The sequence below is a fragment of the Halomonas sp. genome (assembly GCF_029263665.1).
Classification (GTDB): domain Bacteria; phylum Pseudomonadota; class Gammaproteobacteria; order Pseudomonadales; family Halomonadaceae; genus Halomonas.
In genome coordinates, this window is sequence record NZ_JAJUFQ010000040.1 from 1 (window position 1) to 13,799 (window position 13,799).

10 protein-coding genes are annotated in these 13,799 nt (G+C 55.5%); 5 read left to right on the forward strand and 5 right to left on the reverse strand.

The features are described 5' to 3' along the window. Positions 1-1,300, forward strand: a 1,300-nt coding sequence (locus Q1K07_RS20825) for an Ig-like domain-containing protein (protein WP_300315742.1), incomplete at its 5' end; no start/stop codon positions are given. Between the two features lie 184 nt (positions 1,301-1,484). Here the strand turns inward: Q1K07_RS20825 and Q1K07_RS20830 are convergent. Together Q1K07_RS20830 and Q1K07_RS20835 are read right to left on the reverse strand one after the other, a co-directional pair. Then, entirely contained in the window at positions 1,485-3,362 is a 1,878-nt protein-coding gene (locus Q1K07_RS20830; RefSeq protein WP_300315745.1) for a sigma-54-dependent Fis family transcriptional regulator, read from the reverse strand. Between the two features lie 433 nt (positions 3,363-3,795). Continuing rightward, positions 3,796-5,532: a peptidoglycan DD-metalloendopeptidase family protein gene (locus tag Q1K07_RS20835; protein ID WP_300315748.1), complete on the reverse strand. Its 1,737-nt coding sequence runs from the start codon at positions 5,530-5,532 to the stop codon at positions 3,796-3,798. Between the two features lie 513 nt (positions 5,533-6,045). On the opposite strand from Q1K07_RS20835, the gene Q1K07_RS20840 reads away from it, so the two are divergent. Both Q1K07_RS20840 and Q1K07_RS20845 read left to right on the forward strand, forming a co-directional pair. Next, positions 6,046-6,957 carry a LysR family transcriptional regulator gene (locus Q1K07_RS20840; protein WP_300315751.1) on the forward strand — a complete coding sequence of 304 codons (912 nt, stop codon included), beginning with the start codon at positions 6,046-6,048 and terminating at the stop codon, positions 6,955-6,957. 210 nt (positions 6,958-7,167) lie between these two features. Beyond that, positions 7,168-8,187, forward strand: coding sequence for a glutathione S-transferase family protein (locus Q1K07_RS20845; protein ID WP_300315754.1), 1,020 nt, complete (start codon positions 7,168-7,170; stop codon positions 8,185-8,187). Between the two features lie 108 nt (positions 8,188-8,295). Here Q1K07_RS20845 and Q1K07_RS20850 read toward each other — a convergent pair whose 3' ends face one another. Then, entirely contained in the window at positions 8,296-8,760 is a 465-nt protein-coding gene (locus Q1K07_RS20850) for a YaiI/YqxD family protein (RefSeq protein ID WP_300315756.1), read from the reverse strand. Between the two features lie 477 nt (positions 8,761-9,237). On the opposite strand from Q1K07_RS20850, the gene Q1K07_RS20855 reads away from it, so the two are divergent. After that, positions 9,238-10,944, forward strand: a complete 1,707-nt coding sequence (locus Q1K07_RS20855) for a DEAD/DEAH box helicase (protein WP_300315758.1) — start codon at positions 9,238-9,240, stop codon at positions 10,942-10,944. 212 nt (positions 10,945-11,156) lie between these two features. Next, positions 11,157-12,806, forward strand: a complete 1,650-nt coding sequence (locus Q1K07_RS20860) for a methyl-accepting chemotaxis protein (RefSeq protein WP_300315761.1) — start codon at positions 11,157-11,159, stop codon at positions 12,804-12,806. A gap of 39 nt (positions 12,807-12,845) precedes the next feature. Here Q1K07_RS20860 and Q1K07_RS20865 read toward each other — a convergent pair whose 3' ends face one another. Both Q1K07_RS20865 and Q1K07_RS20870 read right to left on the reverse strand, forming a co-directional pair. Continuing rightward, positions 12,846-13,565, reverse strand: coding sequence for a glutamine amidotransferase (locus Q1K07_RS20865; RefSeq protein ID WP_366945101.1), 720 nt, complete (start codon positions 13,563-13,565; stop codon positions 12,846-12,848). Positions 13,566-13,568: 3 nt separating this feature from the next. Then, the coding region (locus Q1K07_RS20870; protein WP_300315764.1) for a M20/M25/M40 family metallo-hydrolase at positions 13,569-13,799 on the reverse strand (231 nt) is incomplete at its 5' end.

The window sequence follows — 13,799 nt, forward strand, 5'->3', positions numbered from 1 at the left end:
CGAGGTTGTCATGAAGGTGGGTGGCGACACCTACACAGGGGTCGTGAACGAAGATGGCAAAACCTGGAGCGTGGATATTGATCCCGTCACCTGGAGCCACTTCAAGGACACCGACATCGACGTCAATGTCACGGTGACCAATGCCCAGGGCAACAGCGGTTCTGCTGTGCGCACGGTGGCCCTCGATATCTCCACGCCGATCATCTACTTCGATACGATCGCGGAAGATGACATCGTCAATGCCACTGAACATGCTCAGGATCTGACAATCGGTGGTTCGGTCCTGGGGCTTGATGGTGGTGAGACGATGTACGTCGAGCTGAACGGCAAGACCTATACCACCTCGGCAACGGCAGATGGGCGCTGGACGTTGGATGTCCCGGCAGCGGATGTGTCTGCCCTGGCTGATGGCGACTACACGGTCTCTGCCAATGTGACGGAAGCAACCGGCAATACCGGAACTGCCGAGCATAACTTCAGTGTGGATACCGTTCTTCCGACATTGACGTTCACAGGAGGAGTGACGCGTAACGGTGATGATATCGTCACGCCGGATGAGTATGGTTCGAACCTAGAGGTCTTTGGTACTTCAACAGGGCTTGACGGTGCTTTTGTCTTCCTGGAGATCGCTGGCTTTACGTACAACATCAAAACGCAGCCTGATGGTTCCTGGGGCATCGTTACCCGCAGGGACGACATGGCTACGTTGGAAGATGGCACGTACGAGATCAAAGTCACTGCCACCAACGATGTGGGTAACGTAGCCGAGAACACGCTTGAGGTTGTGTTTGCTACGGGGCATGCACCTGTGTTGCTGACTGCGGGCGTACAGGATGATGCTGTGGTCGTTGATCAGTCAGCCGTGAATACCGATGATCAGGTTGTCGCTGGTTCGGTAGCGGATGACTCCCTGGAGAGCTCCGAGGCTGATGAGGTCTTCTCCATTGGCAATGGTGGTAACGATTCAGTGGTATACCACTTGCTGGATGCAGCTGATGCCACGGGCGGTAATGGTTCGGATACCATCACTGGATTCACGGTAGGCGATGTTAGCCAGACTGCTGATGCTGACCGTATCGATTTGAGCGAGCTACTTGCAGAGCGTCGTTCAGCGGATGGCAGTGAAAAGGGTGATCTCAGTGACTACCTGAGCGTGACCGTGAATGGTAGCGATACTGAAATTGCTATCGACCGTGATGGTGCTGGCTCTGCTCATGAGATGACCACTGTCGTGACTCTCTCTGGAGTGCAGACGGATCTGGCGACATTGCTGGAAAACCATCAGTTGATCGTTGGCTGATCGTTACCTGAGCAAAACGGTGGATTGGCCAATGAGGGAAAGGAGTTCCTCATTGGCTACCCAGTAAGATCATTTCAATCCATTCTAGGGATGGCTTTGGGTCGCTTCGGCGGCCCTTTTTTCATGTCTGAGATTGTACTGGCCACTCTTGTGCTGGTAACGACAGCTCCACGTGAAATATGCTTCAGCCTTGTCTATTCGGTGCTATCAGCCCATAACGCTGCATACGCCGGTATATGGTGGGGCGTGATACCCCTAACTGTTTAGCTGCCTGGCTGATATTCCACTGATTCTGACGTAATAGAGCATGAAGCTGTTCAGCCTGTTTGTCAGGTAATGGTGTGTGTGTGGTTTGCTCGGTTATCAGACTGGGAGGTTCATTCTCGGCATGAATGGGAGACAGGCTCTCATAGGGCAAGTCATGCATAGTGATTTCGTTGCTGTCTGCACTGGCAATGGCAAAGCTCAAGGCATTCTTTAGCTGGCGGATGTTACCGGGCCAGGAACAAGCCAGCAGGGCGCTCATGGCATCGGCGCGTAAATGCAATGCCTGGCGATGAGGCTGTTGTTCCATCAGCTCTTCAAATACTCGGCGGATAACATGGTGTTTGTCGGCGCGGGCGCGCAATGGGGGAAGTCGGAACTCTGCGCCATTCAGTCGATAATAAAGATCTTTACGAAAGTGCCCATCGCCGATCAGCTGCTGAAGACTGCGACGAGTCGTGGCGATAATTCGAATATCTACTTTAGTACCCGTACCCTGGGGAAGGAGCTCTCCCGCAGTGATGACACGTAGTAGCCGGGACTGCAAGTGCCAGGGGATATCGCTGACGTCATTAAGAAATAGTGTGCCACCATCAGCTTGCTGGATCAGCCCCTGTCCGCCTTCCATCTGTCCGTTCGGAATACTCTCAGGAAGGTAGCCAAATAACTTTCCTTCCATCAGTGATTCAGGAATGGATGCGCAGTTCACTGCTATGAATGGCCGGTGGGCACGCTCGCTGATGCGGTGAAAGGCTTTGGCCAGGGCGGTTTTCCCGGTCCCAGTGTCTCCGATGATCAGGACATTGACGGATTCGTTGCGTAACCTGTAGGCCAGTTTCTTGATTCTGTTCATGGCTGGATCGTCTCCAGCCAAGCGCTCCAAGGGTGGTGCCGATCTGGTGGGTTCTGTCGGGATTGGCCGAGGGCGCAGGTGATTCCTTCTGGGTTCGATCAGGTTGATGAAGACAATACTGTTGTCAGAGCGCACGCGGAATGCGCAGATGTCATCGTCGCTATTGCTGGGGATGCTCAACAGGTCGACCACTTTTGCATCGAAAAGCTGGGTGGCTCTGGGAAATGTCTGTGACGTAAAAGAGGGCCAGCATCGTTGATGCATTTTGATCAACTCTCTGCCGAAGCTATTGGCGGCAATGATATTTCCTCCCTCATCAATGGCAATCAAACCGCGGCCATTGAGGTGGACGAATTCCCTGCTATTGTCGTAGCGCAGAATCAGGTGGTCCCTGTAGTGATGAAGAAAATAGGCGTCCTCGATCATGCGTGCGCAATGGGTAACCAGCGGTAGAGCGAAGGCCTGGCTCTGCAAGGTGCGCGGTGAATTCAGGGAGGATATGTTGAGCACGGCGATGACATTCCCCTGAGGATCCATTATGGGAGCTGAGCTACATGTCAGGCTGATATGAGAAGCATCAAAGTGCTCTCTCTGATGACAGGTGAGGGGAATGGCTTCGTGGAGGCAGGTGCCCACTGCACAGGTACCGGCATAGCGTTCGTTCCAATCGGCTCCCAGGTACAGTCCTGCACGTCGCAAGTCATGCTGGTCTTCCTTATCTCCACGAAACTTCACCGTAATACCTGCATGGTCGGTAAGCAGCAGGACATAGCCAAAACTGGCGATCTGGGCATAGAGGCGGTCAACTCCGGCACGGCCAACATGCAGCAACTCATCTATCGACTCTTGGTGAGTCCGCAGGATGTGTTGCGGCACGACGCGTACCGGGCGAGGCTTGCTGGGGTCCAACTGATATTCATGCAGGCAGCGTTGCCATGAGCGCATGATGATATCGCGCTGGTTTATGGTTGTTCCTTGCGGTGTTTTTCCCAAACACAGCAAAGTATCGATATGGTGACGTTGGGCGGCGCACAGGCTCACGGTAATGTTCCTTCTAAAGGGAATCTTTTTAGGACCGTTGCCCAAGAGTGCCATTTCACTTGTACACAATGCCACTCATGAATATCCAACGGTTATCATAGCCGTCATCAGATGCCTTTCCAGGAAGGGGCGTGAGTTGTCTGGCAAATCCTCAGGAGAGTAATAGCCTATCTATCCATATGCGGTGGCTGGAGTGAAGAGATATTCAATTTCTATGCAAAGCCGACGAGGGACTGAGTCTTGTCCTCCGTATTCGAGATAATCCAACGCAGCTCCTGAAACACCGATGCCCCACGATAGTGGGGCATCAATGGTTCTGGCAGATAAATTTTTCGTCCTAGCTGTCTGTGTCCGTATCGTTGTCGCCGTCCTGTTCGTGGCTGGCCAAGGCAACCACAGCACCAGGTTTGCCTGTCTCCAAGGCAGCCAGGGCTGGCGATACTTCCTTCTGAAAGCTGGCCAAAGCAGTTCCTTGCAGACGAGTATTCTCCGGCAGAGATACGGCCATGGCGTCGACCTGGCTGTCATTGACCAGAATCTCGTAATGAAGATGAGGTCCGGTGCTGCGTCCGGTGTTGCCAGATTGGGCAATGGCATCGCCCATGTTGACACGCTGGCCATTGGAGACCAGAGCTTTGGACAGGTGCAGGTAGCGGGTCTTGTAACCGTTGTCATGACGGATGACGATATAACGGCCCGCAAGAGGATGATTACCTACTAGCTCGACCGTGCCGCTAGCGGGGGCGACCACGGAGGTGCCGATCGGCATGGCGAAGTCTGTCCCCTTATGCGGGCTGATACGACCGGTGACCGGGTGGCGACGCCCAGGGTTGAAACTGGAACTGATTCGGTACTGGCCGCTGAACGGATAGCGGTTGAAGGCCGGATCAAGGCTATCGCCATCGGGAGTGTAGAACTTGTTGTCTTCAGGATTGCGCACCAAAGTGAGGTTCATGCGCGCACCTTCATAGGACACAGCCAGAACGCGCGGATCCAGGCGTTGACCATCAATGATGTCGGATTCTACCAATGCTCGGAAACTGTCGCCGCGACGGGTGTCGCGACGGAAGTCGAGCTTCTTGCTGAGAACTTTGGACATCTCCGAGATTTCTGTACGCGTCAGGCCCGCTGCCTGGGCGGACCGCGTAAAGCTGCCACTGACAGTACCGGCATAGAGGCGTTGCGAGGCTTCTCCTGCGCGCTCGATGTCGGCAATGTCGTAGTTACCATCTTGCTGTTCGATCAGATAGCCATGGCGCGCGTTCTCCATGATGCGCAAGGAGAGAAGCTTGCCATCTTTATCGAGCTGGTATTCAAAGGTGTCACCCGCACGCCAGCGGGTCAGTACCTTTTCATCCGGAACCAGATCGAGCAGCGCCATCGCATCGTGATAACCCAGCCCCAAGGTGTGGTCGGCAATCGTGGTGAAGGTATCTCCAGCAGCTACCTTGTAAGTCTGCCAGGTCGGGACGTAGGGAGCCTTGGCCACGATCTCTTCATTGAGAACCACTGGGCCTTCATCGAATAGCTTGAGCTCATCTTCGCTGATGTCTTCGTATGAGGTTGCATCAGTAGCGAGTTGTTCGCTTCTTGCCATGTTGCCAACAGCCATGGCGACTTGGCGGGCGGTTTCACTCAGTCCTGCATGCCCCAGAAGAGTCGACGCCGCTTCCTCGGAGGAAGAAGCGGCGTCGGGCTTCATCATGAGAGGTGGTAATCCCGAGGAGGAACGCATGGCGGCTTCAAATCCTGCATCCTGATCGGCAGGGTCGACGAAGTCGACATCGACAATTTCACGAGCCTGCAGTTGGGATATCGGGACATGCTGTTGTCGTGCATCCAGGGCCAGGTCGATTGCGCTGGCTACCCGAGGAGAATTCAGCTCGAGGGAGGGAAGACCTGGGGAGGCGGTGGCGTCCAGCGGAACTCGAACGGTGTCGAGAGCTTGCTTGTCACGCTGAACGTCTTCGTAAGTCGTAACGATCTTGTGAGCACCCAGCACGGTAACCATGGTGGCGACAGGTAGTAATAGTAACTTGTGTGTGCGGGGTAGCGAATGGATGATTCGCATCATGGGTTATGTGCCATAAAACTGGTGAAAAAAATGAATATATGAATATACATAGGCGTTCACACCATACCCCATGAAGCATGGTATTCCTATACTGTATATCCATACATAAGAAGGCGCTTTGCTGCGCGGAGTGGCGTTTTATGGCAAGCGGTGGTTGTACGTGACCCTCAAATTATACGTGGTTCTCAATCGGCTGTTGCATGGCTACATGGATACGAGATACCCCAAACATGCATATATGAGATGCGTATTCACGAGTAAGTGCACAGCACATTGGCACAAGAATCAATAAGCGCGAACAGTGTTCACTAACTTCATCCATTGGACACTCCTGTAAAACGAATTGCAAGTATTCCTTTGGTGTATATCAGGCTAAGAAGCGTAATCCCTGTAGGTTGTACGACGGCAAATGTAAATGGTAGATGGTGATTGCCCACGTCCTGAATGATAAACATTCGATTATCATCAAGTATAAACTGGTAGTTCTTGTGCATCGTTGGAAGGAATCGAAACATGTCACGTGTGACTTTGGCCCAGTGGCGAATGCTGGCCGCAGTGGTCGACCATGGCGGTTTTGCTCGGGCCGCACAAGCGATCCACAAGAGTCCTTCAACGCTCAACCACGCTGTGCATAAGTTGGAAGAGCAACTGGGCGTCAAGGTTTTCGAGCCGGAAGGGCGTCAGGTGCGTCTGACGGAAGCTGGGCAACTACTGCTGCGTCGTGCTCGCCAATTGCTCGATGAAGTGGATGCGCTGGAGGATGTAGCAGCACAGCTACGTGAAGGTGAAGAAGCTGAGGTGGTGTTATGTGTTGACCAGATATTTCCTTCAAGTGCCCTGGCCTGGGCCATGGAAGCGTTCTCTGTCAGTTATCCTCATGTGCGCCTGCAACTGCATGAAACAGTCCTTAATGGAGGCGTTGAAATGCTGGTCGCCGGGCAGGCGGACCTGCTTGTCTCGGGATTCGCTGCCGCAGGGCATCTGGGGGAGCCTCTGGTAATGGTGCGTTTCATTGCTGTTGCCCACCCGGACCATCCACTTCACGCCTTGGATCGCCAACTGAATCTGCGCGACCTGAAGCATTATCGCCAGATCGTTGTACGCGACTCTGCCCAAGGCAAGGGGCGTGATGCAGGCTGGCTGGAAGCCGAGCAGCGCTGGACCGTCAGTCATATCAGTACGTCTCTGGATATGATCGAGCGTAACCTGGGGTTTGCCTGGTTGCCGGAAACCCGTATTCGTCGTCACTTGGATGATGGGCGTCTACTGCCCTTGCCATTGGAGGCCGGAGGCGTGCGCGAAGCGCCGATGTTGCTGATCCATCAGGACCTGGATAGAGCGGGCCCGGCCACCCGGGCCATGGCGTCTCTCTTGCGGGAATCCGTTTCCACTTGTCCGGCTGAATCTCAACTCGATCATCGATAAAATCGTATGGTTGGTGCGAGAAACTGCGCTTGATGTTCGATCGTTTCGATTTAACCTGGAGAAAGAAGGCGAGCAGCACCGTAGGTGCAAGTGGGTCGTATACAGCTAAATCGTATACAAGCGAGCCGTTTGCAGGTGTGCGTGCAGGCAAGGCTCGATCAGATGGCTCAGCCGAGAAAGTACAGGTCGGGAAACCGTGGAGCACAAGACATGGGCAAGTTGATCAATGGCATCTGGCATGATCAGTGGTATGACACCAAAGCCAGTGGTGGTGAGTTCGTGCGCGAGTCAGCTCAGCTGCATGATTGGGTAACTCCGGGAGGGAAGCCGGGCCCCGATGGGCAAGCTGGCCTGTTGGCAGAGCCTGAGCGCTACCATCTTTATGTGTCCCTGGCATGTCCTTGGGCTCACCGTGTACTGATCATACGCAAGCTCAAGGGACTGGAGGACCTGATTGGAGTCTCCCATGTCAGTCCTCTGATGCTTGATCAAGGCTGGATCTACGATGTTGCCGAAGGCTCCAGTGGCGATGCGCTCAATGGAGTGAGCTATCATCATCAGCTCTATACACTGACGGATTCGAGGTATACGGGCAGAGTGACAGTGCCGGTGCTGTGGGACAGAAAGACGCGACGCATCGTCAATAATGAGTCATCTGAACTGTTGCGTATGCTCAATGTGGCCTTTGATGAACTGACGGGAAATCACCTGGATCTCTATCCGGAGGATTTACGTGGCGTCATCGATGAGATCAATGCTGATGTGTACGACCACATCAATAATGGTGTCTACAAGGCGGGGTTTGCCACTGAGCAAGCGGTATACGAAAAGCACGTAATGGCCTTGTTCGATGCACTGGAGCGGATAGAGTCGTGCCTATCGCATCAACGCTACCTGGCAGGAGCCTGGCTGACGGAGGCCGACATTCGCTTATTCACTACTCTCGTGCGTTTTGATGCGGTCTATCATGGCCACTTCAAGTGCAACCTGCGGCGCATTGAGGACTACCCCAATCTCTCCAATTACCTGCGCGAACTCTATCAATGGCCGGGTATCGCTGAAACGGTGAACATGGATCATATTCAGCGTCACTATTATATGAGCCACGCGACCATCAATCCCAACGCCATTGTTCCCCTTGGCCCCTCTCTGGACTATGAGCGTCCTCATGACCGCGAGAGACTGGAGGGGAATGGAATAAAGCAGAAAGCCAGCAGCACGTTGGTATAAACCTTCAACTGCCAGCTTTTAGCTATTACCAGCTTATAGCGATTAAGAGATACATCAGCGAGGCAGAACCGATTTGCCTCAATTACACCGTGTCTTGGATATCCCGGCTTACGGCTTACGGCTAGTCATGTATTTTGCCAGCCAGCGGTCCAGGGCATTGGCGAATTCACGCCGGTCGCTGTCTGAGTATCCCTTGGGGCCGCTGGTATGCTCGCCACTGGCTCGTAGTGTTTCCATGAAGTCACGCATCTGTACTCGGGCACGGATGTTGTCCCGGGTCAATGCTTCTCCACGGTTGGTCATCACCATGGCACCTTTTTCCAGAGCATCCATGGCCAGAGGAAGGTCGGCGGTGACCAGCAGATCACCGGGAGTCAGACGCTGGACAATTTCATTGTCGGCAGCATCAAAACCATGGCTGACGGCAAGTCCTTTGACCCATTTGGATGGCGGAAGAGGAATCTGGTGATTGGCGACAAAGAAGGTTTGAGTGCAGGTGCGCTCGGCAGCGCGAACGATGATGTCGCGGGCAGCACGAGGACAGGCATCGGCATCGACCCAAAGGGTTGGCATGGGATTCTCCAAGAAACGATTCCCCATCATAAAGTATGGATCTGTGCTAGCCAGACCCTTTTGCTGATGGTAACATGCGCGCTCCTCGCATGTGCTGACCCCACCATCATGATGCGCGATCTTCTCCAACAGCAGCTCGATGGGACTCTGAAAGTCCTGCTGTGATGGAGTCCAGATAGGCGCTGTAACGTGTCCACGAGTGACGCGTTCGATTTGTGAAGATGGAGCACCGCCAAAAAATCCTGCTACTCAAGTGGGATTGGTGCAAGACGGTCGCCACGATGGTTCGAGCCTATGCCACAGACTCATGTTCCGTGGAAGGCGAACCAATGCCAGGTGCGACCGACGTCCCCGACATCGAAGTTGACTCTGCCAGGAGCGGAGCTTCTATCCTGCTGTTCGCGCTTACCATGTGATCGCGTCAGGGGCGTCACCCATGTTTTTTGCCGGTCAACCCGGCCTACCAAGGTGTGATTCATGACCTCGACTGTTGTCGCCTCGCCGTCCTTCGGTGATCTGGCCCTGCTGCCTGCCGTTCTCTCTGCTATCGAGACCCTGGGCTATGAGACTCCCTCGCCCATTCAGGCACAGACCATTCCCGCATTGCTGGAAGGCCGCGACATGCTGGGCCAGGCCCAGACCGGCACCGGCAAGACCGCTGCCTTTGCTTTGCCACTGCTGTCACGTCTCGAGCTTGAGCGCCGTGAGCCCCAGGTGCTGGTGCTGGCTCCAACCCGTGAACTGGCCCAACAGGTGGCCGTGTCGTTCTCCCGTTATGGCCAGAACCTGAACGGCCTGGAAGTGGCGACCTTGTGTGGTGGTCAGGAATACCGTGATCAGCTCAGCGCCTTGCGCCGTGGTGCTCAGGTTGTCGTCGGTACGCCTGGTCGTGTCATCGATCACCTGGATCGTGGCAGCCTCAAGCTGAATGGCTTGAATGCACTGGTGCTTGATGAAGCCGACGAAATGCTGCGTATGGGCTTTATCGATGACGTCAAGCGTGTCGTTGCTGACACCCCGGAAGATGCACAGCGCGTGTTCTTCTCCGCGACGTTGCCCAGCGAGATCGAACGCATCGTCAATAAGTATCTGGTAGACCCGGTCAAGGTCACCATTGAAGCTCGTACCACCACCAATGAGAGCATCGAACAGCGCCTGGTGCGTGTCGATGGTGGAGCCAAGGTCGAAGCACTGGCACGTATCATTGAAGTCGAGCCGGTGGATGCTGCCATCGTGTTCGTGCGTACCCGTGCTGCCTGTACCACGCTGACCGAGCAGCTGTCCGCTCGTGGTGTCAATGTAGCCAGCCTGTCTGGGGACCTGGATCAGAGTTTGCGCGAGCGTACCATCACACGTCTCAAGCGTGGCAAGGTCGATGTGTTGATTGCTACCGACGTGGCGGCTCGTGGTCTCGATGTACCGCGTATTACCCATGTCATCAACTATGACCTGCCACAGGATGCAGAAGCTTATACCCACCGCATCGGTCGTACTGGCCGAGCCGGTCGTACAGGTATCGCCATTACCTTTGCCGGTTTCCGTGAAGGCCGCAAGGTTGGGTGGCTCGAGCAAGCGACTGGCCAGAAGATGGACGTCATGGAGCTGCCGGATGAGGCTGCGATTCGCGCTCATCGCGACGAAGTTTTCCACCAGCGTGTGGTCGCTACCCTGACCAAGGGGGCGGAAGAACAACAGGCTCTGGTCGAACGTCTGGTTGAAGAAGGCTATGACCCTGTTGAGCTGGCTGCCGTATTTGCTGCCATGGCCCGTGCTGACGAGCCACCCATCGGCCGTCTTCAGGCTCCGCGTCGTGAGCGCAATGAGCGTAGTGATCGTGAGCGTGGTTCGCGTCGTCGTGACGACCGCGCACCGCGCGAAGGCATGACCCGTTATCGCGTTTCCGTGGGACACAAGGACGGCGTCAAGCCGGGTCAGCTGGTAGGGGCTCTGGCTAACGAAGGGGGAATTGAGGGGTCGCGTATCGGTCGTATCGATATTCGTAACGCTTTCTCCGTGGTTGAGCTTCCCAACAGCCTGCCGGCGAGTATTCTTGCCAAGATGGCACGTGCACGCGTGGCTGGTCGAGCTCTGGAAATCAGTGAAGATCGTGGCGGCCCCGAGCGTGCTCCGCGTCGTCGTCGTGATAATGGTGATGCTCCGGTGCGTCGGCAGTCTCGCGCCTGATAAGCTGAACCAAGGGGGGGAGTTGATCCCCTCCATACACAACAAGGCCGGTGAGGGGAACCTCGCCGGCCTTGTTGTGTATGGACAGGTGTTTCACCAGGCACTGAAGGCACTTTTCGGGATGCAGGATTAAAGAAGTTTCCACTTGGGACGATATCTCATAAGGATAGTGGTTTTTGTCCCTTGATAAGGAAGACGGACAAGATATGGGCATGAACTTGAGCAATCTGAGCGTTTCCACGCGTCTTGCCTGGGGGTTCGGCACTCTTCTTGCCATGCTGATGCTGGTGGTGGCAGTGGGGATCCTGCGCATGGGGAGTATCAATTCCGAGATGACAGCCTTGATCTCGCAGCGTATACCGGCAACTGAGCTCATCAATGATACTTCCTACCGGGTGGTAGACAATGCCCGGGTCGCACGCAACATGATTTTGCATAACAACGATCATGACAAGGGAACCAATAAAGATGCCTATGACCAAAATCTGGCAGTCATCAATGAGAACCTCAAGAACCTCGCATCGCGGATCAACAATGCCCACGATAGGGCATTGTTAGATAAAGTGGGCAGGACTCGCGCCGCCTATGAGAGTTATACCGATAACGTGATTGCCCTTGCCCTTGCGCACCGCTCGGCCGAGGCAACCGCCTTGCTGTTCAGCTCGCAGTATCAGCGACAAGGGGATTATCTGGCGGCATTGGGTGAGCTGAGGGCCTCCCAGAAGCATCTGATGGAGAATGATGCTCGGTCTACCCAAGAGCTTAATGGGCAGACACGCGATGCCATGCTGGCTGTTGGCTTCATCGCGCTCCTGCTCGGTGTGGGGTTGACCTGGTTGATCACGCGCAGTATTCGACGCCAGCTCGGCGGAGAACCGCGTGTTGCAGTACAGATTGCCCGTGCTGTTGCACAAGGTGACTTGACTCATGCGATCCTTGTCAAGGACGGTGATACTGGCAGCTTGATCGCCCAGCTCCAGCAGATGCAGCTCAGCCTGGCTAAGGTGGTGGGTCTGGTGCGCGGAGGGGTCGAGTCTGTGATGGTGGCTTCAATGGAGATCGCTTCAGGTAACCGTGATCTGTCTAGTCGCATCGAGATGCAGGCTTCCAGCCTCAAGGACACCGCCAACGCCATGGAGCAGATTTCTGGAACCGTGCACCAGAGCGCCGGCGTTGCGCAGCAGGCTAGCCGGTTGGCTGATGCCGCCTCGCAGGCGGCCAGTGGCGGTGGTTTGGCTGTTGAGCATGTAGTGCACAGGATGAATGAGATATCCTCCGTCAGTCAGCGCATCGGTGAGGTCATCGGTGTTATCGATGGTATTGCCTTCCAGACCAATATTCTCGCACTTAATGCTGCCATCGAGGCCGCTCGTGCTGGTGCCCAGGGCAAGGGATTTGCCGTTGTGGCTGCGGAGGTTCGTACCTTGGCCAGAAACAGCGCGGAGGCGGCAAGAGAGATCAAGCAATTGGTCGAAGATTCTGCACACAAGGTTGATTCCGGCAGCGTCCAGGTGGCCGATGCCGGACAGGCGATGGGTGAGATTGTCGATCAGGTTGGCCGCGTCAATCAACTCATCGGTGAATTGGCGTCGGCTGCGCGTGAGCAGAGCATGGATTTAGAGCAGATCAGTGATGCCGTGGCGCAGATGGACCGGACCGTCCAGCAGAACGCTTCCCTGGTCGAGCAGAGTGCCTCAGCGGCCATCGGTCTCGAGGAGCAGGCCAAGAGCTTGGCTCGGGCGGTCGAGGTATTCAGAGTGCCGGACCACTACAGGGTAGGGAATGAGCCTGATTTGACGGGGCGTGATAGGTTGGACGAGGGAGAGAAGGTGAAGAGAGAGCCGACCAGGGCTGCGAGCTGACTCCCTGCTCTGGATGCTACCGGCTTAGATTGTGCCTGTCTATCGACTCACGAGTTGCGCAAAACGTGCCAACAGCGAACGGGCATCGGGGGTTGGATGGATGCCTGCGTAAAGCGCCTCGGGATCCGCCCCCTGTTGCAAGAGTGGCTCTCGCTGATGGTCGAGGTAGCGCCGCATGACCTCGACATCGAACTCAGGGTGGAACTGCACACTCCACTGGCGTGGACCATAGCGCAGCGCCTGATGCGGGTCGTGGGCATTGCGCGCCAGAACCGTGGCACCGGCCGGAGCCTTGAGCACGGTCTGGGAGTGGGTCAAATGGGCAGGGAAGGCCGGTGGCAACTCGGCAAACAGCGGGTCATCGGACGCCGCTGCATCCAACTGAATCGAGAAGCTGCCGCATTCTCTACCAGCGGGGTGGTAGCCGGCTTCTCCACCAAGCGCATCGGCCATCAGTTGATGGCCATAGCACACACCCAACAGTGGTAGATCGACCGCCAGCGCCTGACGCAGCCAGGGCTTGAGTGCCTCACTCCAGACCTCGCGATCGGTGACCATGGCATGGGAGCCGGTAATCACTGCGCCGCGCAGTGATTCAGGGGCGGGTAGGGTATCAGCCCTACGTGCATCGACTACGTTGATGGGTAGGGTGGCGGGGGCATTGAGCGCTATCGCGAACAGCTGCTCGAAGTTGCCCCGATGCTCGATGACATCATCGAAGCTATCGCCGGTCTTGAGGATGATCAGGGGTTTCATCATCGTTCAAGCCATCTTCAAACGTTGGCCCAGAGCCTGCATGAAGCGGCTGCCAGCCTCGAGTTGGCTGATGTCGATATATTCGTCTGGCTGGTGGGCCTGGCTGATGCTGCCCGGGCCACAGATGACAGTCGGCAAGCTGGCCAGCTGGAACTGACCCGCTTCGGTGGCATAGGCCACTGCACCTGGAGGCTGGGATTGGCTCAGCTGCTCATGACACAGCAAATCATGACATAG